Origin of the sequence: Streptomyces sp. NPDC051218 (genome assembly GCF_044455475.1) — a bacterium.
Classification (GTDB): Bacteria; Actinomycetota; Actinomycetes; order Streptomycetales; family Streptomycetaceae; genus Streptomyces.
In genome coordinates this window covers 1-24558 of record NZ_JBITEU010000021.1, presented here as the reverse complement: position 1 = coordinate 24558, position 24558 = coordinate 1, and the positions used below count along the sequence as shown (strand labels likewise).

Here is a 24558-nt window from a genome sequence, read left to right as displayed (position 1 = left end):
TAGCAGCGACCAGTGCGGTTCTCGCGGTGCGGGTGCACGCATTCACCTATCGAGACTCCGAATACGAGGAATGTTGACATGGATCGGACGAAGGTATCGAAGACGCACCCTTCGGCCAGCACGCTCTCCGAGTTGTTTGTGGAGCGGGCGCGGCAGTGTCCGGACTCGGTGGCGGTGGTGGATGCCGGTTCGGGGGAGTCGTTGACGTATGGGGAGTTGGCGCATCGTTCGGGTGTGCTGGCGGGTGTGTTGAGGGGTTTGGGGGTGGGCCCGGAGCGTTTGGTGGGGGTGTGCCTGCCCCGGACGCTGGACATGGTGGTCGCCGTGCTGGGGGTGTTGCGTGCGGGCGGTGGTTATGTGCCGCTGGATCCGGCGTTTCCGCAGGAGCGGTTGAGTTTGATGGTGGGGGATTCAGCTGCTGATGTGGTCGTGACGCAGCGGTCGTTGGTGGGGTTGTTGCCGGTGGGTGTTCGCATGGTCTGTGTGGACGAGGGGGTGGATTGGTCGGGGGATTCAGCTGTCGCGGATGTACGGGCGGACCCTGACGGAGTGGCGTATGTCATTTACACCTCGGGATCCACCGGCCGGCCGAAGGGGGTTGCAGTCACCCACCAGAACGTTTTGCGTCTCTTCGATACGACCCGGCAACTGTTCGCCCTTTCTGACGGCGATGTGTGGGCGATGTTCCACTCGTTCGCGTTCGACTTTTCGGTCTGGGAGATGTGGGCCCCACTGCTGCACGGCGGACGGCTAGTGATTCTGCCGCACGAGATGACCCGGGAGCCCGAGGCGGTATACGACGCGTTGCGCGACCAGCGAGTCACGGTGCTGAACCAAACTCCGTCGGCCTTCCGGCAGATCATCCCGGTCGCCGTAGCACGCCCTGACATGCTGGTCGACCTTCGGCTGGTCGTCTTTGGGGGAGAGGCCCTGCAACCGGCCACATTGCAGCCTTGGATCAACCGGTACGGCGACCAACGGCCCCAGCTGGTGAATATGTACGGGATCACGGAGACGACCGTCCACGTCACCCACCGCACGGTGATTACGGCGGACCTCGGCGCTCGTAGCGTGATTGGCAGCGCGCTGCCGGACTTGAGGGTCCGCCTGTTGGACGAGAGGCTGAATCCGGTGAGCGACGGGGCAGCAGGAGAGATCTTCGTGAGCGGACCGGGTGTCGCACGGGGGTACCTGGGACAGCCAGGGCTCACCGCGAGGCGGTTCCTGCCGGACCCGTGGTCTGATGTGCCGGGCGGCCGGATGTATCGCAGCGGAGACCAGGCCCGCGCTGCGTCCGGCGGCGACTTGGAGTACCTGGGGCGGCTTGACGGCCAGGTGAAGGTGCGCGGGTTCCGCATCGAGCTAGGCGAGGTAGAGGGCGCCCTGGACGCTCATCCGGGAGTCCAGCAGAGTGTGGTCGTCGCTCAATCAGGTGAGGACGGGAACACTCGTCTGATCAGCTACGTCGTTCCCCGAGAGGCCACCGACACCCCCATCATCAACCTGCGTGAATGGTTAGCCAGCCGACTGCCCGCACACATGATTCCGGCCATCATCGTCCGGCTCGGGCGGATACCGCTGACGGCTAACGGCAAGGTCGACCGGTCCAAGCTCCCCACTCCCTGCGCCAGTCGTGACCACCTGCCAAGTACCTACGCGCCCCCCCAAGATCCAGTCCAGCAGATCCTGGTGCGGGTGTGGGAACAGACGCTCGGCGTGGAATCGGTCGGGATCTGGGATAATTTCTTTCAACTCGGGGGCGACTCGATCCTCAGCATGCAGGTGGTGACAAGGGCCCGCGAGTTCGGGGTGAGCCTGAGTGCCCGTGATTTCTTCCGTCACGCCACGGTGGCCGAACTGGCCCAGGCTGCGCTGGCTGACAGAGGGCCACTGCCCGACCCGGCGCCGGTGCGGGGGCGGGTCCGCCTCTCGCCTGTGCAGCATTGGCTATTCCAGCGCACAGCGGCCCCTCCGCACCACTACAACCAGTCCCAGATGGTGGTCTGGAACCACCCCCTGAACGAACAGGCGCTCACCGGCGCGGTATCCGCCGTCATCTCTCACCACGACGCACTGCGCGCCCGCTTCCGGCGCGACGAGGGCGGCGAGTGGACACAGTCCATCGACTTGCCTGGTCGCCCGGTATGGATCGAGACCGTGCGGCTACGCCCCGGCGAGGACGTCGACACGGCCGTCGCTAACGTGCAGAGCGGCCTGGACATCGAGGAAGCGCCGCTCGTCCGTGTGGTGGTGATCAAAGGCGCCAGCTTCAGGCCGCGGGTCCTGTTGGTCGTGCACCACCTGGTCGTAGACAGCGTCTCCTGGCGCGTCCTCTTCGAGGACCTGCGACTTGCCTATGAACAGGCCGTCGATGGGCGGGATATACAACTGCCGCTGCGCTCGTCCTCTGTGCGGGACTGGACCGACCGCCTCACGGCGTGGGCTGCCGGGCAGCTCGCCGAGGAGCAGGCCAGCTACTGGATCGGGCTGGCGGATGGGGCATCCGGGGAGCTCTGTCCGGCCCGTGACACGACGGTCGGTCGAGTCGGTGACTCCCGCAGTTTCACCGCCGTCCTCGACCGCAACTCCACTGAGAAACTCGTCCGCCGGGCCGCGACCAACCAGGTGCGGGTCGACGCTGTTCTGCTCGCTGCGCTGCTGCGGGCTGCGGGACGGAGCAAGTTGCTTGTCGATATGGAGTCCCACGGGCGTGAGCTGCCCTGGAACGACCTCGAGCTGTCCCGTACGGTCGGCTGGTTCACTTCGATCTACCCGGTACACCTGCGGATGCCCGCAGAATCGACGGAACTGGCCGCGGTTCGACAGATCGGCGACCAGGTGCAGGAGGCGGGCAGCGGTGGGGCAGGTTACGGCGTGCTGCGGTACCTCACCCCCGATCCGACCCTGTCCGAGCGGTTACGAGCTCTCCCAGCACGGCAGGTGCTTTTCAACTACCTAGGCCGGTACGCCGAATCGGTGGAGAACGAGTTGTTCACGCCGGTCGACAAGGTGGACCACAACGTCGGTCCAGACCTCCCGCGGAGCCACCAACTAGATGTCGTCGCCTACATCCAGCACAGCCAGCTGTTCATCGAGTGGACCTTCATGCCGGGCATTCCAGACGATCAGCTGGTGCGCCGGATAGCCGCTAAACAGATCGAGAACGTGCAAAGCATCACGGAGGCTTTGCCGGCCAGCGGCGGCCCGGTAAGCGGGATGGCCGTAGCGGACGTGGATACGGACGCTCTCGCGAGCCTGTTGGCGCAGTTCAAGATTGGAGGGGTCAAGTGAGTGCGACGGTGGTGGACGCCTACCCTCTGGGGCCGGCGCAACATGGCATCCTTTTTCACACATTGCTTGAGCAGGCCGTCGACGACTACCTCGTGCAGCACTACTGCGTACTCGACGAGGTCGACACCGAAGTTCTGCGGGAGGCATGGCAGCGGGTAGTGGGGCGCCATCAGGCTCTGCGCACCAGTTTTGCTTGGCAAGGACTTGAGGAACCGGTGCAGGTCGTTGCCAGCGCGGTCAGCACGGATTGGCGCGAGCTGGATTGGCGCGACCTTTCCACAGCTGAGCAGGCTGCCGCGCGAGATCGGCTCCTAGACGACGACCGTCACCGCCCGTTGGATATCTACACGGCTCCCCTGATGAGGATCTGTGTGGTCAGGCTCACGGACACCTCGGTGTTCCTGCTCTGGACCTTCCACCACCTCATCCTCGACGGATGGAGCGCGGCGCTCGTGTTGCGGCAGGTCGACGAGGAGTATGTTGCGGCGGGCGCTGGCACCCCAGCCCCTCCGCACCGTGGACCTACTCAGCGCGACTATGTGCTGTGGCAGCGTCAACAGGACCTGGCCGCGGCGGACGGGTTCTGGAGCGAATACCTCAATGGCTTCACCCGCCCGACCTCGCTGGGTATCGATCGACTATCCGACCGCGCAGAGGGCCTGGGGCAGCGGCGTGCGGAAGTGAGCGGGCCGGTCTCCGCTGCGTTGAAGGATTTCGCTCGTACTCACGGGCTCACGCTCAACGCCGTGGTGCAGGGAGCCTGGGCACTGTTGATGTCGTGGTACAGCGGAGAGCGGGACGTTGTTTTCGGCGCAACCACGTCAGGCCGACCGACTGAGCTCAAGGGTGCCGCGCAGATGGTGGGGATGTTTATCAACACCCTCCCCGCGCGGATCACGGTCTCCGAGGACCTGACCCTGCGAGACTGGCTCTGCAGCGTGCAGCAGCGGCAGGCGGAAGCTCGCGAGTTCGAGTCTACGCCCCTGGTGCGGGTACGCGAGGCGAGTGGCGTCCCGGGCGGGACGGAACTCTTCGACACCGTGCTGGTTTTCGAAAACTACCCCGGCGCCGACACTGCGGTGGGTGGACCGCGGCGGCGGGATGTGGGCTACCGCGAACGCACCAACTATCTGCTGACGGTCGATGTGCACGTCGGGGACTGTCTCGCCTTTGAGGCATTCTACGACCGGGCGCGGCTCGACGACACGAGTGTCGACCTGCTGCTCAAGCATGTGACCGACCTCATCGAGCAGTTCGTCGCCGACCCGGATCGGTCGGCAGCGGCCTACGCGCCGCGTTACGACCCACCGGCGTGGCACGTGACGACCCAGGAACCTCCGGATACTGGAGTGGACCGATGTCTCCACGAGTTGATCGCCGAACAGGCGTCGCGTACTCCCAACCGAGTCGCCGTGGAGCACGGCGCCAGCCACTACACCTACCGGCAGTTAGACGAGGCGGCGGAGGCCGTCGCCGACCGGCTCGTCCGGGAGGGGGTCCGCGTCGACATGCCCGTGGCTGTGCTGATCGAACGCTCCCTGGACCTTATGGTCGGCCTGCTGGCCGTGCTCAAGGCGGGCGGGGCCTATCTTCCTCTGGACGTGGAGACCCCCACCGCTTGGACCACTGAGCTGCTGGCCAGGGCCGGGTGCGCCCACGTGGTGACGAGCCGATCATTGGCCGATCGGGTCCCGTCCGACTGCCGAGTGATTGCCGTTGACGAGGCGCCAACGGCCGGGACCAGCGGCCCATCAGGTTGCGTCCGACCTGTGCTCCGTCCCGACAATCTCGTCTCCGTCTTCTTCACCTCGGGCTCGACAGGGGTGCCGAAGATAGTGGCCAACACCCACCGCGGCTGGGTCGGCCGGTTGCGGTGGATGCAACAGCGTTACCAGCTGGCCGAAGGCGAGGGCGTATTGCATAAGACGACCTTGACTTTCGACGATTCAGCGGTTGAGCTGTTCTGGCCGCTGATGACCGGTGGCCGGGTGGTAATGCTCGATCCTGGTCTGCACCGTGACCCGACGGAGATCACCCGCGCCGTAGTGGCACACCAAGTTGCCGTCCTGCATTTCGTGCCGAGCATGCTCGCGCTATGGCTGGATGCCTGCGACGTGCCGGACTTGTCACTTGCCGCGCTGCGGGTGGTGGTATCCAGCGGTGAGGCGCTCGGAGACCGGTTGGTCGAACGATCGCTGCGCCGACTCGCGCCGATCGGTTGCCAGCTGGTCAACCAGTGGGGAGTCACTGAGGCGTCCATCGACTCCACCGCTCATGCCTGCGGCCAGGATTCGGGCGACTTAGCGCCAGTACCTATCGGTCTACCGATTAGCGGCCACCGGGTCTACATACTCGATCCGCAGCTGCGTCCGTTGCCGCCCGGCGTCGCCGGCGGCCTTTATCTCGGAGGTGCCGGGCTGGCGCGCGGCTACCTCCACGATGCCCGGCGAACCGCTCAAGCCTTTCTGCCGGATCCTTTCATAGCCGGGCAACGGATGTACCGCACCGGCGACCAAGGCTACCGCCGGGCTGACGGAACCTTGGTATTCCTCGGCCGGCATGACAATCAGGTCAAGATCCGGGGAATTCGGGCGGAGATTGAGGACATTGAGGCCAGGCTCGCCGAGGACAGCGCGATTCGTGAAGTCGCTGCGGAAGTCCGTGAGTTCGGGCCCGATGATCAGCGGCTGGTCGCCTTCGTCTCGGGCGTCGCCGAGGAGGACGTTCCTCAATTGCGGGAACGCCTCGCCGCGCGGCTGCCAGTGCACATGGTGCCGTCATTGTTTGTGACCCGTGATCGCCTTCCCCGACTGGTGAACGACAAGGTAGACCGGCGCGCGCTCGGCGAGATCGACGTTGCCCCGCCGGCGATGGAGGACGATCCGCAACTGCCGCGAAATCACGTGGAGAAGACTGTACTGGACATCTGGAGAGAGGTCCTAAAGCTCGACCGGATTGGCATCACCGACGACTTCTTCATGCTTGGCGGCCATTCGCTGTTGGTGCCACAGCTAATCAGCCGGGTCGGAGCGGCGTTCGAGACCGCAGTGCCACTGAGTCTGCTGTTCGCCAACCCTACCGTCGCCCGGATGGCCGTGGCGGTTGAGGACGAGGTACGGCGGGAGATCGAGGCCATGTCCGAGGAGGAGATCAATGACCACGCCGCCCGCTGAGCCTGGGCTTACCGAGAATGCCCTCACCGCGAGGCGCCGAGCTTTATTGGAGGAGCGCCTTAAAGGAGAGGGGGCTACAGACCGGCGCGACACCATACGGCGGAGTGCCGATTCCGGGGGGCCCGCGCCGCTCTCCACCATGCAGCGACGGATGTGGTTCCTGCAAAGCCTCATGCCACTCAGCGCCGCATACAACATCTACACCGGGCTGCTCCTGCCCGACGGGGTCGATGAGGCCGCCTTGGACCGAGCGGTGACGGAGTTGTCACGTCGGCACGACTCCCTGCGCACCGTCTTCCGCGCTGGCGAGGACAACGAGGTGTACGCCGACGTCGAGAACCGCGATGTGACGCTGGAGCACATCGCTGTCGGTCGGGTGGCGCCGTCAGACGGACCGATCCGGGAGTCGCTGATCAGGCATGCGACCGATGAGGCAAGCCGGCCGTTCGACCTGGGCGCCGGGCCTCTGTTCCGCGCGGTGCTCATCGGCGGCAGCGGCCCGGAGCGGCTGCTTTTGCTGACGATGCACCACATCGTCGCAGACGGTGCCTCGGTTCAGATCATAGGGGAGGAGCTGCACCAGCTGTACGAGGCCTTCAGCCGGGGGCGGGAGCATGCCCTGCAGCCAGTGTCGTTGCAGTACGCCGACTTCGTTGCGTGGCAGCGAACCCGCCTGGACGGCTCCGCCCTCCAGGTGCAAGCCGACTACTGGCGGGGCAAGCTCTCCGGGGAACTGCCGGTGCTGGAGCTACCGGCGGACCGGCCGCGACCAGTGATGCAGACGCTCCGTGGCGCGCGGGTAAGTGTCCGCCTCGGCGATGAGCTCTCGCGTGGGCTGCGCGAGTTGGGCCGTACCACTGGCGCAACCCTTCCGATGACCCTGCTTGCTGGCTTCCAGGCCCTGCTCGCCCGGATTACCGGCCAGCAAGATGTTTTGGTTGGACTGCCGGTCGCTGGCCGGGACCGCCCGGAGCTGGAGCGCGTAGTGGGCCTCTTCGCCAACACCCTCGTACTTCGCAACGAGGTTGACAGCCGTCTCACTATGCGCGACCTGATCGGCCTGACGCGCACCGCCGCCCTGGAGGCATTCAGCAACCACGAGGTCCCCTTTGAGCAGCTCGTGGACGAGATGGCCCCCCAGCGGGACCTCAGCCACAACCCGTTGTTTCAGGCAGCCTTCGCCTTCCAACCTGCAGATATGGAGATCCGGCGGTTGGGCGCGGCAGCCGCCGAGAATGTCATCTTGGACAACGGCACGTCGAAGTTTGACCTGACAATGTATGCGACTGAACTCGACGACGAGCTTGAGATCGAGTTCGAGTACAGCCTGGATCTGTTCGAGGCCGAGAAGGTCAGCCAGTTACTGCAGCAACTGGTCCGGCTCTTGCTGTCGGCCGTGGCCGACCCCTCCGCTCCGGTCGGATTGCTGTCTCTCCTCTCTGACGATGAAACCGAGCGCATCCTGCGCTGGGGACAGGGCGAGGCGGTCGAGCGGTCAGGCCCAGCGACGCTCTCCGAGTTGTTTGTGGAGCGGGCGCGGCAGTGTCCGGACTCGGTGGCGGTGGTGGATGCCGGTTCGGGGGAGTCGTTGACGTATGGGGAGTTGGCGCATCGTTCGGGTGTGCTGGCGGGTGTGTTGAGGGGTTTGGGGGTGGGCCCGGAGCGTTTGGTGGGGGTGTGCCTGCCCCGGACGCTGGACATGGTGGTCGCCGTGCTGGGGGTGTTGCGTGCGGGCGGTGGTTATGTGCCGCTGGATCCGGCGTTTCCGCAGGAGCGGTTGAGTTTGATGGTGGGGGATTCAGCTGCTGATGTGGTCGTGACGCAGCGGTCGTTGGTGGGGTTGTTGCCGGTGGGTGTTCGCATGGTCTGTGTGGACGAGGGGGTGGATTGGTCGGGGGATTCAGCTGTCGCGGATGTACGGGCGGACCCTGACGGAGTGGCGTATGTCATTTACACCTCGGGATCCACCGGCCGGCCGAAAGGCGTGGCCCTTACCCATCGAGGTGCGGTGACGATGCTGGACTGGGCTAGGTCCCTTACCGAGCCCGGCGACCTGGACCGGGTGCTGGCCTCGACATCCCTGTGTTTCGACCTGTCCGTTTACGAACTCTTCCTCCCGCTGTACACGGGCGGCACTGTTGTACTCGCCCAAACAGTGATGGACGTAGCGTCCGGCGGTCCCGCCGCCGACGTTACCTTGATCAACACCGTGCCCTCAGCGGCGGCACAACTGGTCGCCGCGAACGCGGTGCCCGAGAGCGTGCGTGTCGTCAACCTCGCAGGCGAACAACTGCCAGAGGGCCTGGTCGACCGCGTGTACTCACGGTCGTCTGTGCGCAGTCTGTGGAACCTCTACGGGCCCAGCGAGGCCACCACCTATTCCACCTATGCGCCGATCCCGCCCAACCATCGAGGGCTTCCGCCGATCGGCCGCCCCGTGAACGGCACCAACACCTACATCATTGACGACAATTTGCAGCCGGTTCCTGTCGGCGTACGCGGCATGCTCTGCTTGTCGGGCCCCGGGCTCGCCCGCGGCTATGTCGGGCAGGCCGGGTTGTCTGCGGGCGTCTTCCTGCCAGACCCGTTCTCCGCCGTGCCGGGAGCGCGGATGTACTGGACTGGGGACGCTGCCCGCTGGCGTAGTGACGGACAGATCGAATACCTAGGTCGGCGCGACCACCAGATCAAACTCAACGGCTTCCGCATCGAGCTGGGCGAGATAGAAACAGCACTAGACCGGGACCCGACGGTGCGACAGGGCGTTGTTGCCATCCGGCGCAACTTGGCCGGTCGCCCGCTGCTGGTCGCGTATGTCGAGCCGACGCAGTCCGGCATCGACACCAGCCAGCTGCTCGCCCGGCTCCGGGCCAGTCTGCCGCCATATCTGATACCCGGCCAGGTTCAGGTGCTTGACAGACTGCCTCTGAACAGCAACGGCAAGGTGGAGCGGAGGGCCCTGCCAGCCCTAGTGATGGACCAGCCGGCGGATGAAAAGCGGGCGCCGACGAACGGAGCGGAGCAGACGCTGGTCGACATCTGGCAGGAGGTTATCGGAGGACACGAGCCAATCGGCATCGACGACGACTTCTTCCAGCTTGGTGGAGACTCCATCTTGTCCATCCACGTTGCCGCCCGCCTCAACCAGGCAGGTCTGCGCGTACACGCTCGGGACATCTTCCAGCACCGGACCGTGGCCGCGCTGGCGAAGGTGGTCGACACGTCCACGCGTACTGGAGTAGAAAAGCGTCCCATCCGTGCGCCGCTCAATCCAATGCAGCAGTGGCTGTTGGCCCAGGAGCTGCCCAACCCGCACTATTGGAATCAGCTGTGCGTGTGGCAGTCGCCGGGGCGGCTCGTCAGCGCCACGCTCGCTGCCGCTCTTCGCTGCCTCGTCACCGAGCACGACGCCCTGCGGCTGAGGTTCCGGCAGACCGGTCACCGATGGGTCCAGGAAGTCTCTGACGACAGCGCCGTATCGCTGCGAGAGCTCGACCTGAACGGTCTCGGCGAGGCCGAGGAAAACGCGGCACTGCGGGAATTCGCGATTGCATGCCACCGCACATTGGACATCTCCAGCGGCCCCGTTTGGTGCGCAGGCGTGGTCCGTCGCGGCGATAGACCCGATCTGGTGCTGCTAGTTGTGCACCATCTGGTGGTTGACGCCGTGTCGTGGGCGGTCATCGAACGTGACCTGGGGGCGGCGTACGAGGCGATCTCCCAGGGCGGGGAGGGAAAAATCTGCCCAGGCACGTCCTCACTGACCTGGGCCAACGAACTGCATCGGCTTGCTGAATCGCCCCGTCTCGATGGTGAACTGGCGTGGTGGCTGGGCGCGCTGCCAGAGCGGGAGCCGCGTCTTGGTGTGCCGCTGACAGCGCCGTCGCGGACGGCTGCCATCGCGGTGACGTCGCGCCGACTGGCCGACGATCTGACGGAGGCCGTTCTCCGCCAGCTTCCAGTCGTCATGGAGGCACGGACGGAAGAGGTTCTGCTCGCTGCGTTCGCCGCCGCAGTACAGCAACTGACCAGCGGTGACGCACTGCTGGTGGACTTGGAGCGGCACGGCCGGGACGAGGACCTCTGCCCGGGACACGACCTCTCCCGAACGGTCGGATGGTTCACTGCCCAGTTCCCCCTATTTCTTCGATTCGGGCGTGGCACGATGGTCCTTGACGTTGTTCGCCAGGCCGTACGGGCCGTTCCCGGTCAGGGAGTCGGTTACGGCCTGCTCAGATACCTGTCGAGCCATGGTTCCGAGCTAGCGAACCGGCCCACAGCCCGGCTCCGCTTCAACTTCCTCGGCCAGACGGAGAGTCGTAGGGCAGGAAGCCGGATGCTCACCGAAGGCCCGGTGGTATGGGCGCTGCCGCAGGACCCGGCTAATCCGCCGGCACACCTGCTGGACCTCGACGTCTATGTCGCTGACGGGCTGCTCAACGTCGTCTGTACACGGGACACTCGGGTTTCCGAGGCATTCACGGACCGCCTGCTGGATCGCTTCGAGAGTGAACTTCAGGACATGGCCGGGGCAGTTCCAGAAACCATCCGCAGCGCTGGGGTCGTCAGGGTCGACAGGGATCTTTCGACCGGAGAGCTAGAGGCGGCCATTGGCGAACTCGCGATGCTCGAGAGCGGAGATGACGCATGACCCGACGAGTGGAGGCGGTGTACAGGCTGTCCGAGTCTCAGCGGGGAATGTTGCTGGAGACGGTGCGCCCACACGAGCCAGGGCTCTATGTCGAGCAGGTAGTCTGTACACTGCAGGGCTCGGTCGACCACGCTGCGATCGGTGCTGCCTGGCGAGCCGTCCTGCGACGGCATCCCATCCTGCGAGCTGCGTTCCTCTGGAAAGAGCAGAGCGAACCGCTCCAAGCAGTGATGAATGAATGCCAGCTGCCGTGCGTCACCGAGGACTGGCGACGGTGGTCTCCAAGCGAGCAGCAAAGTATGCTGCAGGACTATATCGATCGTGACCGGACCGCTGAGTTCGACGTCGGCCGTCCGCCGCTGCTCCGTATCGCGCTGTTCCAACTTGCCGACGATGAGTACGTCATGGTGCTCACCTTCCATCACCTACTGATGGACGGCTGGTCATACCAGGTGCTGTTGGCCGACCTGCTGCGCGCGTACGCCGGCGAGCATATTGCAGACGAGCAAGGTTGTACCTTCTACGACTTCCTGGATTGGCTCGACCATCATGATCGCGGCCCGGACGAGTCGTACTGGCAGGACGTCCTGTGTGGACTCGCTCAGCCGACGTCCGTTGGTCGGCCAGCAGCACCATCCGGCATCGAGCCGGGGATAGCAGGACAGAAGCGTGGGGTGTCAGCGTCTCTCACCGTTGACCTACGCAACCGCTGTGCCGAGGCAGGCGTTAGCCTGCCGTCGCTTGTGCAGGCGGCTTGGGCGTTGCTGTTGCACCGCTACACCGGTGACCCGGACGTCGTGTTTGGACTCACCGTCTCTGGGCGGCCAGAGGACCTGCCTGGGGCCGACCAGGGGGTGGGGATGTTCGTCGCCACGCTCCCAATACGACTGGCGGCGCCACCGCCGAAGTCTCCCTTCTGGCCATGGGTCCGGGTCGTGCAGGCCGCTTGCATGTCTGCCCAACAGCACCAGTTCGCCAGCGCGACCGAGCTTCGTTCCTATAGCGCGGTTCCGGGCTGGACGCCTCTCTTCGAGAGCCTGCTGGTGATAGAGGGCGGCCGGGACGACGCTCCAGTGCGTGGAGGTGGACTGCATTTGACCTTCCGGCCCGAGCTGTCTAACGGTTCGCGCACCCGCTATCCAGTGACCCTACTGGTAGGCGCGGGCCACAGCATCGAACTGGACTTGCTCTATGACCGTTCCCGGCTGTCCGACGTCGACTCGGCACGGGTGCTGGACCACCTCCTCGAGCTCCTCGCGGCGGCCGCTAGGCAACCCGACGTCAGTCTCGGCGAGCTCCTGGACCTCAGCGTGACCGAGACGCCTCGATTCCATGACACTGCAGGTACCGACACGTCCCCGACTGCCGCCCGCCCCCTGGCCGCTACATCTCCCCTGACCGAGTTGCTGGTGGGCATCTGCGCTGAGGCACTTAACGCCCCCAATCTGCGCGCCGACGTCAGCCTTCTCGACTACGGCGGCCACTCACTCGGGCTCATGCAAGTTGCAGCCCGGATCAGGGAGGCCTTCGGCGTCTCATTGCCGCTGCGGGACCTGTTCGAGTCAACCTCGGTGGCCGCGCTCGCCGGGCGGGTGGAGCGACGGCTCCTCAACGGTGCGGACGTCCTTGACGACCCAGGGCGACGCCCGTACCTGGCAGGTGAGCCGGAGCCGTTGTCTCCTGGGCAACGCCGGCTGTGGTTCCTGAGCCAGCTTCTCGGTGATAGCCCCGCCTATAACGTCTATCTCACTCTCCGGTTCCGAGGTGAGCTCGATCGTGCGGCTCTCGGGCAGGCGCTAAGCGAGCTTGTCCGCCGCCACGAGGTGCTCCGAACGGTCTTTCGAGACCTTGGGGGTGAGCCCGTCTCGCAGGTCGTCCCGCCTACGCAGATCGACCTCGAACTCATTGACATCCGCGATGAGGATGTGGACGAAGCGGTGGTCGAGTCGGTGGTCCGGGAGTTGATTCGCCGTCCGATCCACCTCGACGGGCCCGGACTCAACCGGTACTCCTTGATCCGTCTCGCCGAGGATGACCATGTCTTCGTCTGGAGCACCCACCACATTGTCGCGGATGGCGAATCGCTCGGCGTCTTCAGCCGCGACCTTGGCGAATACTACGAAGCGGTCGTGCAGGGACGAGAGCCGCGACTGTCGGAGCTGCCTCTGAGGTATGCGGACTTCGCAGCGTGGCAGCGTGACGCCCAATCGAGCGGCGTGCACGATAAGCAGCTTGCCTACTGGCGCGAGCAACTTGACGGCGAATTGCCGGTTGTCGACCTCCCCAGCGACAGACCACGCCCCGCTCAGGCGAACTACGAAGGGCGACGCCTCACCTTGCGGCTGGACGACGACGTAACGGCCGCGGTCCGGGACTTCTCTCGCCGTTCCGGCGCGTCGATCTTCATGACAATGATGGCAGCCCTCCAGACACTCGTGTATCGCCTCACGGATCAGAGGGACGTCATTATCGGCACGCCCATCGCGAACCGGAGCCGCGGTGAGGTTGACGAACTCGTTGGATTTTTCCTCAACACTCTGGCGATCCGGAGCCGGATCCGCGACGAGCAAGGCTTCGCCGAGCTGGTCACCCAGGTCCGGGAGACGGCGCTCGACGCTTACGCGAACCAGGACGTTGCCTTCGACCGGGTGATCGAGGCAATCGCCCCGTCTCGGGATGCCCACCGCAACCCGCTCTACCAAGTGATGCTGGTGCAGCACGTGGCGCCTGCCGAGGGCCAAGGCTCCTGGAGTTCGGTCTCCTGCGAAGAGCTTGCCGTAGGGAACAACACATCCCAGCTCGACCTGACTGTTTACCTGATCGACGGCCCGGCGGGCTTGGACCTAGAGGTCGAGTACAGCAGCGACTTGTTCGACGACTCGTCGGCTCAGCGGATGCTGGACCAGCTGGTTCAAGTGCTTCGCGTCGGCACGACCAGCCCGGACCAGCCACTCGCGGCGCTGCCCTTACTCAACGAGAAGGCGCGGGCTGAGGTGCTGTCGTGGTCGCGTCCCGGCCCGCCGCTGCCGGATGCCGGGATGCTGACGATCCCGGACCTGGTGGCGGTCCAGTCAGGGACTTCGCCGGACGCGCCAGCAGTCGTTGAATCTGACTCCGGGGAGGTGCTGTCCTATGCGGAATTGGACCGTGCCTCTGCCAATCTCGCTGACCTGTTGGTGCGGTCCGGCGTAGCGCCGGAGCAGCGGATTGCCGTGCTGCTGCCCCGCTCAACGCACCTCGTGGTTGCGATGTTGGGCGTCTTGCGTTCCGGTGCAACCTGCGTACCTATAGACGTGAACTATCCAGTCGCTCGCCGGGAGGCCATGCTGCGCGACTCCGGTAGCGAGCTAGTGGTCACCTCGGCGAGTCTGTCGGACCTCAGTAATGGCATGCTGCGGACCATTCTGATAGAGCGCGACATCGACTGGACGCAGGCCTGCACGGCCGTCGCCACCCTGGCGACCCCGCTTCCCGACGCGATGGCCTTCCTCTTCTATACCTCCGGTACTACGGGGCGACCGAAGGGAGTGGCGACGAGCCATGCTGCAGTCGCGCGGTACCTGCGGACCATGCACGAGGACTGCGCGCTGACTTCCGAGGACCGCGTGCTACAGCTGGCGTCCCCATCGTTCGACGCCTCAGTGCGGGACATCTTTGGCCCGCTGACCGTCGGCGCCCAGGTAGTCCTCATGAGCCACGAGAACGTACGAGACCCGGAGCGGGTGCTGGGCGCCATCCGTGCCCACCGGATCTCCGCGCTCTTGAGTACGGTGCCCAGCTTCCTAGCTTCCCTGACCGCTCTGGAGACGTTGAGCGTCTCGCCGGGCGATTCCGTCCGGATCATCGCCACCAGTGGCGAGGCCCTAACCGCGGCGACCGCCCGTCGGACTCGGTCCCTCTTTGGCTCGAACATCGTCCTGGTCAACCAGTACGGGCCGACGGAGACGACGATGACGTCGACCCGGCACGTGGTCGAGCCGGCGCCTGATGGGTCGGCAGTGTCACTCGGTGTGCCAAATGCAGGGGTGGAGATCTACGTGCTCGATGGCCGAATGGAATGCGTTCCCCCTGGGGCGCAGGGGGAGATATTCGTCGGCGGACAATTGGTTTCGCGTGGCTACTGGAACAGGCCCGCGGACACGGCGCGCAGCTTCGTCCCATCGCCATTCGCACGAGTCCCCGGCGAGCGGTTGTACCGCACTGGGGACCTGGGTCGGTGGGGACAGGAAGGGAAACTCCACTATATCGGACGTACCGATCAGCAGATCAAGATCCGTGGTGTACGGGTCGAGCCGGGCGAGATCGAGAGTGTCCTGCTCGACCATCCCGCAGTCGCCGATGCCGCGGTGGTATGGCAGACCTTGGGGCGGGGTGACGGCCGCCTGATCGGGTATGTGGTGTCAACCGGCGCTGCCAGCGTGGAGAACACGGCGCTTCGGGCCCACCTGCATGAGCGTCTTCCCGACTACATGGTGCCCGCCGTGATCCTCGTGTTGCCGGAGCTGCCCAGGAACGCCAACGGCAAGCTCGACCGTACTCGGCTGTCTGTCCCGGAAGAGACGGACGGCGTGGCGGGGAAGCTGAAGGAGGCGCCCCGGGACCAGATGGAACTGCGGATGCTGCCGGTTTGGGAAAAGGTTTTGAACCGTAGCTTGGGCGTCGAGGACGATTTCTTTGAGCTGGGTGGCCACTCCCTGATGGCGGTGGTTCTCGTCGACCGGGTACGCAAAGAGTTCAATGTCGAACTCGCTCTCACTGCGCTATACCAGGCGCCGACAGTGTCGCAGTTGTGTGACCGGATTCGCGGTCGGGCCCGGCCCAGCGACACCCTCGTACGCTTGCCTGGAGGGCCTGCGGACGCTGAGGTGCCAATCTTTCTCGTCCACCCACAATCCGGCGAGGTGATTTCCTACATAGACCTCACTCGCGAGCTGGGCGACGCAGCCCTGGTTTACGGGCTCGGTGCGGTCGGCTACGACACAGACGATTCGCCATTGCGGACGGTGGAGGAGATGGCGGAGCGCTACCTGGAGCAGGTGCGCGCGGTTCAGATGTCAGGACCGTACCGGCTGGGGGGGTGGAGTTTTGGGGCAAACGTCGCCTACGAGATGGCGCGACGGTTGGAGGCATCTGGAGAGAAGGTCGACTTCCTGCTGGTTTTGGACGCGCGAGTGTTCGGCGAGGACGAGTTGGAGCAGTGGTACCAGGAGCAGCCGGACCTGGTTAAGTTCGGCCTGCTAGCCGGGGTCGACCCTGCGGACTTGGACGGCGTCCCGGACGACATAGGGCTGGAGCTTCTGCTGGCCCGCACCGACGGGGTCCTGGGCGGCGACTGGCTCTCCCAAGTGGAGCAGACCGAGGCGATGCGGCGCATGGTTGAGGTGTTCACCGCCAATGGGCACGCTGCCGACCATTATCGACCGTGCGGCCAGGTCGACGCCGACATCTTCCTCTTCCGGGCGCGCGATCGGCATCGGAGCTTGCCGACGCCGCCGGTGCGTGCCGAGGCCTGGCGTCAGTTGACGTGTGGCAAGCTGGTGGAGCGGTCGGTTGCTGGTACTCACCACGACTTTATGTTCCCGCCGAGTGTGGCCGATCTGGGACGCCAGGTGCGCGACGTGCTGGCGGACCGCCCAGGGAGCGGACGGTGATACCTGATGGGGGTAGCTGGGTTGTCACGTCCGGTCGGGTGGGTGACCCTGGCATGCGGCTGCTATGCGTGCCGTACGCGGGCGGAGGCGAGTCGGTGTATGCGGGATGGCGCAGCTTGCTCCCCGCCGACACCGAACTCCTGCTGGCGACACTGCCGGGTCGGGGTGTCCGTATTCTGGAACCGCCGGTGCTGTCGCTGGCGGAGGTGGTCCGTGCGATCGCGGATGCGCTTGCTCCCTGGGGCGATCGCCCGCTCGCGCTTTTCGGACACAGCGCCGGAGCGCTTGTCTGCTTCGAACTGGCCCACGAACTCTTCGCCCGGGGCAGCCCACCGTGCCATCTCCTGGTGTCCGCCTGCCAAACACCCCGGCACTTGCGCGGACAGGCAGCAGACCTGTCTCGCCTGCCCGATGACGAGCTGACGCGGGAACTGGTCCGGATCGGGGGGATGCCGCCAGCTCTTCTGTCTTCCCCGGAGCTGCTGGCGCTGTTCATGCCAGCCATCCGGGCTGACCTGGCGATGGTCTCAGGTTATCTGCCGCCGGATCGTCCGCCTCTGCCATGCCCGATCACCGCGCTCGGCGGCCTCGCCGACCAAGAGGTTCCCGTCGGGCTGCTGCAGGAGTGGCGTGTTGAGACGGTCGGGCCGTTCGACTTTCGGATCTTTGAGGGCGGCCACTTCTACATCCAGAACCAGCAAGCCGAGTTGGTGAGGTTCGTCCACTCTCGAGCTGTGCAGCTGCGGGGTGCTGTCGTCGGCCCTCGTAAGGAGTGATCAGGTGGGAACAGATACTGCGCAGGACAAGGACGTCTACATCTGCTCGCGATGCTGTCGTCCAACTGGTGTCGCCGAACCCGTGTGGCGCTGCTCGTGCGGGGGAGTGCTTGACCTCCTCCGACTGCGTCCGGTGCGGGAAGCAGATATCGACAGATCGGAGCACGGATTCTGGCGGTATGCGGATGTTCTGGGACTCGGTGATGGGGCACGAGTCCGGCTCGGCGAGACCGTGACACCCCTGGTGAGCACGGAGGTGCTTGGCCGACCATGCTCAGTCAAACTCGACTATCTTTTGCCCACCGGAAGCTACAAGGACCGCGGTGCTGCCTTCATGCTCTCCAGTATGCTGCCGCTGGGTCTCACCGAGGTGGTCGATGACTCCTCCGGCAACGCAGGAGCAGCCCTGGCCGGCTACGCCGCTGCCAGTCGAATCGGTTGTACGGTCTTCGCCCCGGCTGGAAACACACCTGGCAAGCTGGCGCAGATGAGGGCATACGGGGCTCGGGTCGTCCCGGTCGCAGGACCACGCGAGAATGCTGCCCGTGCCGCCCGGGCCGCCGCGGAGAAGACCTTCTACGCCAGCCACAACTATCTGCCAGTCTTCCTGCGTGGCGTGGCGACGCTCGGCCTGGAGTTGTGGGAACAAAATCACTTTCAACTGCCGGAGCACGTCGTCGTGCCGTGCGGGCACGGCAGCCTCGTTTTAGGGCTGCACCACGCGTTCGAGGCATTGGCTCATGCTCAGCAGGGCGGTCGTCATCCGCGGATTCACGCGATCCAAAGCGACCGCTACCCGGCGGTGGAGCGGGCCTGGCGGAGTTCGGACGCGGACGTTTCGGCGGTCGGCGGCGGGACAACTGCGGCCGAAGGAATCGCATGTCGGGAGCCCTTGCGGGGCGCGGCTGTGCTGGCGGCCATCCGGGCTTCGGGTGGCAGCGTCTGCACGGTCAGCGAAGACGAGATTGTCACCGGATTGCGGCTCCTCGCCTCGGCCGGTATGTACAGCGAGCCTACGAGCGCCGCGGCCGCAGCGGGATTCCGCCGCCTGGTGGCGCACGGTGTCATCCGGCCCGGGGAGAGCTGCGTCGTCGTGCTCACCGGATCCGGACTGAAAACCGGCAGCGCAGTGGCGGACCTGCTTCACCCAGTGGCGAGATGATCGTAGGCATACGCATGTCAGGACAGAAACTGGAAGGGGGCGTTCGCTAATGGACTTCGGAATCATGTTTTTCGGGGCTGCGGAGGGCATCGAGTCGGTCAACCGATACGACGTTGTGCTGCGTGCGGCCGAGTTGGCGGACCGAGGCGGGCTGCGCGCGGTCTGGACACCGGAGCGTCACTTCGATGAGTTCGGGGGTTTGTTCCCCAATCCCGCGTTGACCAGCGCCGCGCTGGCCGTCCGCACAAGCCGCCTGGAGATTAGGGCGGGGAGCGTGGTCTCGCCGCTCCACAACACAGTGCGCCTCGCTGAGGACTGGTCGGTCGTGGACAACTTGTCCGGCGGCCGGGTGGCCTTATCCTTCGGCTCAGGTTGGAACGTGAACGACTTCGTCCTCATGCCGGACCGGTACAACAGTCGCCGGACCGTGATGTACGAGCAGATCGAGACCGTACGGCGGCTATGGGCGGGTGATGCCGTGACACTGCTCAACCCGGCCGACAAGCCGGTCGAGGTCCGGCTGACGCCGCGTCCCGTGCGGGCGGATCTGCCGATCTGGCTTACCGCGTCGTCGAGCCCGGATACCTTCCGCCGAGCTGGCGAGATCGGCGCGAACGTTCTGACCCACCTGATCTTCCACAACCTCGACGAACTCAGTGGCAAGATCAAAATTTATCGCGAGGCGCGGCGGGCGGCCGCGCTCGAGCCGGGGAACGGTCGAGTTTGCCTGATGCTCCACACTTTTCTCGACGGCGATCGTGAGCGCGCGCGTTCAGTGGTCGAGCACCCACTCAAGACATACCTTAGGTCGGCGGTGAAGCTGGAGCAGCTCTCCGCCAGCGGCGGGGGCACCATCAGCGGTAGCAAGACCATGGTGGCGGAGGAACTCCCCGCTGACCTTATGGAGCAGATGCTCGAGATGACCTTCGAGCGGTACTTCGACACCGGATCGCTAATCGGGGACACCGACCACTGCGCCGGAATCGTGGACCAGGTCGCGGACGCTGGGGTCGACGAGATCGCATGTCTGATCGACTTCGGTGTGCCGGCTGACGCGATGCTCACGAGCCTGGAGCAGATCACTCGGCTGGCCGCTCTACGGCGCGTGTGACACATGGTCGTTCGTCGACCCGGTGGCGCCAGCAGGCGCCACCGGGTCGACGATGATCGGCGACAGCGCACGGGTGAAGAGGGAGTACAGAGCCTCCCGGCTGGCGGGCAGGCCACCTACACGGACCCGGAGCATGAACCCGTCGAGGACGATGGTGGCGAACTCGGCCAGCGTCTCCAGTGGAAGGTCCGTGCGGAAACGACCCTCGCGCATCCCCTTGAGGAGGCCCTCGCGGATGGCTCCCTCAAGCCCCTCGCCGCGGCTCGCCCACTTGGCACGAAACTCAGGATCCGACCAGATACGTCGGCCCAGCTCAAGGTAGCTGCCGGACATTTCCCGCTCGCTGGCGGCGAAGGCCTCCACGACGGCCTGGATGCCACCGTCGAGCCAGAGTTCCGCCGCTCGTGCGCTGTCCTGCTCGGCAACGGCGATGAACAGGTCAAGCTTGGTCGGGAAGAAATTGAAGATCGCTCCCGAGGACAAGCCGATCTCGGTCTCAAGCAAGCGTACGGTGCTCCCTTCGAACCCGTGCCGGGCGAAACAGCTCCGTGCGCCGTCGAGGATCTGTTGCCGCCGGGACTGCATGTATCGGTCGCTCATCTTGGGCATGACTACAGTTTACAATAGCGAGCGCTCGTCTTATTATTTTTCCATGTTACTGAGATGGCGCCGCCGACCCGGCACCCCTTCCGCCCTCGCCCTCCCCGGCCTCGTGCCGCTACTTCTGGCTGAGGTTGTCTCCTCCATGGGCGCCCAGTTCGCGTTTCTCGCGCTGCCCTGGCTGGTGCTGACCAGCACGGGCTCGCCGGCGCAGATGGGCTGGGTGATGACTGCGGAGCTGGTGCCGGTGGCGCTGTTCGGGGTGTACGGCGGCGTCCTGGCCGCGAGGATCGGACCTCGTCGGTGGATGATCTTCGCCGACGTCATTCGAGGCTTCATCATCGCCCTCGTGCCTGTGCTTCACGCGGTTGGCGTGCTTTCCCTGCCCATCCTGTTGGGTGTGGCTTTCGCACTCGGCCTGTTTACCGCGCCGTATCTGGCAAGCCAGCAGACCATCGTGGGGGACCTGGTGGGGGAGGAGAGCAGCCTCCTCGCCAGTGCCGCCTCGCTGCTGCAGGGCGCGGTGCGCACGACCGTACTATTGGGGCCGCCAGTGGCCGCCGTTCTGATCACCGCTGTCGGCGCGCCTTTCGTGCTGGCCCTCAACGCATTGACTTATTGGGGGGCCGCATACCTTGTGGCCCGGCGTGTACGGACCGCGGTGGCTCCAGCACCGCAAGACCTGGGTGGGGCCAGGGCCGGCATGAGGACCCTCTGGTCCGACCGGCTGCTGCGCTACTGGACACTTGGTACTGTCCTCACGGAAGCGGCGTGGCAGGCGCTGTTTGTCGCAATTCCGGTCTTCGCGTACACGCGATACGGAGGAGACGTTAGGACGGTTGGCTTGGTCGTGGGAGCCTTCGGCGTCGGCGCTCTGACCGGCAGTCTGCTGGCGGTGATCGCGGTGCGGCGATTCGCTGCCGTGAGGTTGACGACGGCGGGCAAGGTCACTCAGGGTCTTCTGTTTACTCTCCTGCTGTTGCCCCTTGACCCGTTCGGGCTGGCCGCCTGTCTGCTAGTGGCAGGTCTGTTCAACGGAATCACAAATGGGCCTGCCGCCGCCGTGCGTCTCGGCAGGATCACCCCAGGGCTGCGACCGCAGACCCTGACGATCTTCAGTGCGATCACAACGCTCGGGGGCGCGGCCGGCCTGGTCATCGGGGGCATGGCGCTCGAAGCGTTGGGGGATCGCGCGACGCTGCTGGGCATGGTGATCATGCAGGTGCTCGGCTTCAGCCTCTTTGTGGTCGGCACGTGCCGACAAGGTGAGGGGCCGGCGACAACACCGGCCCCTACCGTCGATCGCAGCCCGCTGCCGGAGAAGGGGTGACGAGAGCTTCCCGTTACCCGCTTCAGTGCCCGGCAGAGGGAGTGGCAGTCGCTTCTGCGTCGAAGGCGAAAGTGAATTTCGCCCTCTCCTGTACTTCAGCGATCATCGCGAACATCTCGTCGTAGTCGTCGGCCACGCCGCAAAAGAGGTCAAGATCCATCATGCTCATGTCGCCGTCCGGATCAGGGCCCACTGTGGCGCAGGGCCGGTAGAGGCGACATCCGGGTAGCTTCCGTACCTCGGTGGCGCCGGTAGCGGACAGCACCGCCGTCGCGCCGTCTGGAGCCTTCTCGAAGTGGGCGAAGACGACCTTGTCGAAAGCCAGCGGTTCGCTGCGTACGTCCTCATCGAAGGCAAGCCGTCCCGCCCACTGCACAAGGTTGGGCCCGCCGACGGCCCAGCTCATCTCCTGGAAGTACGCGCCGAGGCGGCCGTTGACCTCGATGAGTCGAGGGCCGGACTCGGTCAGCTTGATCTCTACGTGAGTGAGGCCCTGCCTCACGCCTAAAGCGGTCAGCGCGGCAATGCACAAATCCAGCACCGGCTTACGGTCGGCGTCGTCCAGTGGCGCGGGCCAGATGTGAGCGAGTTCCCTGAATGGTGGGCGGAACGGGAGTTTTCCAGTCACCATGAGCGGATGGACCTGCCCCCGCGACACTAGGCATTCCACTGACACGTAGTCTCCGAACGGCCTCATGTCACGTCCGACGAGAAGCTCCTCGAGGACCATCCCCTGCTCCCGGCGTTGCCCGTTCCCATCGACCGCCAGAAGTTCCTGCAGGAGGCGTTGGCCAGTGGAGGCGTCATGCACGATGGTGGTGTGGCGGCTCCCCTCGCCGTCCACCGGTTTCAGCACCGCCGGTATGCCGGTCCGTGCCACTGCGTCGTCCCAGTCCTCGGGGCAGGACAGGAACGCGTTGCGTACATTGTCCACGCCGTGGGTCCGTAGCCGCTCGCGCTGCCGATGCTTGTTCCGGAGCAGCTGCACCGTGTCGAGGTCGTGGTACGGCAGGCCGAGGTAGTCGGCGAGCGCGGCGGTCAGCAGCAGGCGGCTTTCGCAAAATGTCGTGATGCCGTCTGGTCGCAGCCGGTCGAGATGCCGTCGCACGTCGCGTACGTCGTCGTCCAGCCTTACCACGTCGGCGAGTTGCCCGAGCAGGGGGAGAACCCGACTGTTGTGTTTCGACTCGGGAACGAGGAAGGTGATCTCACACATGTCGGACAGACTTCGCGCGATCTCGTAGGGGCCGACAGCGCCTTTGTCGTAGACGACGAGCAGGCGCTTGCCGACGTGGTCGGCCTCCTGTCGCGTCCACATGCTGCCCGTCATCGCCCCGTCGCCGTGTCGGCTTCCATACGCTGACGGAGGCTCAGGGGGCGCATGTCAGTCCACACTTGGTCAATGTGATCGAGGCACTTCTCCAATTCGCCGGTGAAGCCCTCCTCGTGCCAACCTGCCGGGAGTTCACGGCCCACCGGCCAGACCGAATACTGTTCTTCGACGTTCACCACGACCTTGTGGAGGTCTGTGCTGCCGTTCGTTGCGTTATTTTCCACAGAACTTAACCCTTCTTGGTTTAATCTCCTGACGCGTGACGGGTCCCGTCCGCGCCCTCTGTTAGGAGCGGCCCGACTGTCCGGAAACCGCTACGGAAGAAGATCAGGCCCGAGGCTGAGCTGTTGTTCCGAGCCGCTATTACCCGCGATGCGACCAACCAGTGGTCACCCACGGCATATTCATGCTCGATCTCACAGTGAAGCCAGGCCAGCACACCGGAAATGATGGGGGTGCCGTGTTCTGACAGTGTCCAGTCCACATCGGAGAACCGGCGACCGCTAGGGGTGGCGAACGCGCGACAGAGGGCCTGCTGCTGGGAACTGAGAATGTTGATGCTGAACCCTGGCTGCTGCCGGATTTGCGGCCAGGTGTTGGAGGCGTGTCCGACGGCCAGTGAAATTAGCGGTGGCTCTAACGAGAGTGAGGCGAGCGAGTTGATGGTCATCCCCACCGCTGGCCCGCGTCCAGCAGCGGACACCACCGCCACACCCGTGGCGAACTGCCCCATCACCCGGCGGAAATCTAATGTGGGCGACGTGTTCTCCTGATGGGTTCTGCCCTGTTCCCAGTCGGCTACCGGAATGACAGCACCTCCTCGGATCGAGAAATCTTCAGGCTACCTATTCCAGCTGACCTAGTTGGAAGGCAGGAGTGAGAAGAGAGTCCCAAAGCAATGCACAGGTTCAGCACAACTGCGGTACAACGGCTGCTGCCCCTGGACCTTGGTTGGGGGTCCGCCTTGCGTGAAACCAGCCGGGCGACTCTGCGCCTGCCGAGAGCGCTATCCGTGCAGTTCAAGCGGCATGTTGGTCCTCGTTGATGAGTCCGCCGAGGACCGCTGTGTGGCGGACGCGCTGCTCGGCGGGGTGCATGGGGTGCGGAGGTCCGGCTTCAGTTTGCGATGGACAGAGTTGGCTCAATGCGCGGTGAGGCCGGTTCCCGTTGTAGTGCTTCAGGTACCTGGTGAGGGTTCGGCGCAGATGCCGTTCGTTGAGGATGAGTGTCCGGTCGAGGAGCTCGCGGCGCAGGGTGCCGATGAACCTTTCGCAGTGCGCGTTCGCTTTCGGCGCCTGGGGCTGGCTTTTGAGGACGCGCAGGCCGACGTCGGCGAAGACGGCGTCGAAGGCGTCGATGTACTGGCCACGGCGGTCACGGATCAGTGAGCTTCTTCGATGTGGCCACCGATCGGGTGACAGCCCGTGAAGCGAAACGAGCGAGGCCCCCGGGCTGTTGATCGAGATGTCTGACGTCTCAA

At 65.1% G+C, this 24558-nt stretch carries 13 protein-coding genes; 8 read left to right on the top strand and 5 right to left on the bottom strand.

Annotated features, from left to right (window positions below; genetic code table 11):
- The first annotated feature begins 78 nt into the window (after positions 1–78).
- From ACIBCK_RS38515 to ACIBCK_RS38485, 7 genes are all read left to right on the top strand, one after another.
- Entirely contained in the window at positions 79–3291 is a 3213-nt protein-coding gene (locus tag ACIBCK_RS38515; protein ID WP_399397959.1) for an amino acid adenylation domain-containing protein, read from the top strand.
- On the top strand, positions 3288–6464 hold the full coding sequence (locus ACIBCK_RS38510) for an amino acid adenylation domain-containing protein (protein WP_399397958.1): 3177 nt from the start codon (positions 3288–3290) through the stop codon (positions 6462–6464). The genes ACIBCK_RS38515 and ACIBCK_RS38510 overlap by 4 nt, the downstream gene beginning before the upstream one ends.
- Complete coding sequence (locus tag ACIBCK_RS38505; protein ID WP_399397956.1) at positions 6445–11115, top strand: amino acid adenylation domain-containing protein; 4671 nt, start codon at positions 6445–6447, stop codon at positions 11113–11115. Before ACIBCK_RS38510 ends, ACIBCK_RS38505 begins: the two co-directional genes overlap by 20 nt.
- The gene (locus ACIBCK_RS38500) at positions 11112–16766 is read left to right on the top strand and encodes an amino acid adenylation domain-containing protein (RefSeq protein ID WP_399397955.1); all 5655 of its coding nucleotides are present in this window, start codon (positions 11112–11114) and stop codon (positions 16764–16766) included. The genes ACIBCK_RS38505 and ACIBCK_RS38500 overlap by 4 nt, the downstream gene beginning before the upstream one ends.
- 53 nt (positions 16767–16819) lie before the next feature.
- On the top strand, positions 16820–17542 hold the full coding sequence (locus tag ACIBCK_RS38495; protein ID WP_399397953.1) for a thioesterase II family protein: 723 nt from the start codon (positions 16820–16822) through the stop codon (positions 17540–17542).
- Between the two features lie 133 nt (positions 17543–17675).
- On the top strand, positions 17676–18704 hold the full coding sequence (locus tag ACIBCK_RS38490) for a pyridoxal-phosphate dependent enzyme (RefSeq protein WP_399397951.1): 1029 nt from the start codon (positions 17676–17678) through the stop codon (positions 18702–18704).
- 49 nt (positions 18705–18753) lie between these two features.
- Complete coding sequence (locus ACIBCK_RS38485) at positions 18754–19815, top strand: MupA/Atu3671 family FMN-dependent luciferase-like monooxygenase (RefSeq protein ID WP_399397949.1); 1062 nt, start codon at positions 18754–18756, stop codon at positions 19813–19815.
- Here the strand turns inward: ACIBCK_RS38485 and ACIBCK_RS38480 are convergent.
- Complete coding sequence (locus ACIBCK_RS38480; RefSeq protein ID WP_399397947.1) at positions 19801–20424, bottom strand: TetR/AcrR family transcriptional regulator; 624 nt, start codon at positions 20422–20424, stop codon at positions 19801–19803. The two genes, ACIBCK_RS38485 and ACIBCK_RS38480, sit on opposite strands and share 15 nt — an antisense overlap.
- On the opposite strand from ACIBCK_RS38480, the gene ACIBCK_RS38475 reads away from it, so the two are divergent.
- Positions 20399–21745 (top strand): MFS transporter, encoded by a 1347-nt coding sequence (locus ACIBCK_RS38475; RefSeq protein WP_399397945.1) that lies wholly within the window; start codon positions 20399–20401, stop codon positions 21743–21745. The two genes, ACIBCK_RS38480 and ACIBCK_RS38475, sit on opposite strands and share 26 nt — an antisense overlap.
- Positions 21746–21767: 22 nt before the next feature.
- On the opposite strand, the gene ACIBCK_RS38470 is transcribed toward ACIBCK_RS38475, so the two are convergent.
- From ACIBCK_RS38470 to ACIBCK_RS38455, 4 genes are all read right to left on the bottom strand, one after another.
- Positions 21768–23075 (bottom strand): acetyl-CoA carboxylase biotin carboxylase subunit family protein, encoded by a 1308-nt coding sequence (locus ACIBCK_RS38470; protein WP_399397943.1) that lies wholly within the window; start codon positions 23073–23075, stop codon positions 21768–21770.
- Positions 23072–23302: an MbtH family protein gene (locus tag ACIBCK_RS38465; RefSeq protein ID WP_399397941.1), complete on the bottom strand. Its 231-nt coding sequence runs from the start codon at positions 23300–23302 to the stop codon at positions 23072–23074. Before ACIBCK_RS38465 ends, ACIBCK_RS38470 begins: the two co-directional genes overlap by 4 nt.
- A 20-nt stretch (positions 23303–23322) precedes the next feature.
- Positions 23323–23811 (bottom strand): flavin reductase family protein, encoded by a 489-nt coding sequence (locus ACIBCK_RS38460; RefSeq protein WP_399397939.1) that lies wholly within the window; start codon positions 23809–23811, stop codon positions 23323–23325.
- Between the two features lie 286 nt (positions 23812–24097).
- A partial coding sequence (locus ACIBCK_RS38455) for an integrase core domain-containing protein (RefSeq protein ID WP_399397937.1) occupies positions 24098–24558 on the bottom strand: 461 nt, incomplete at its 5' end.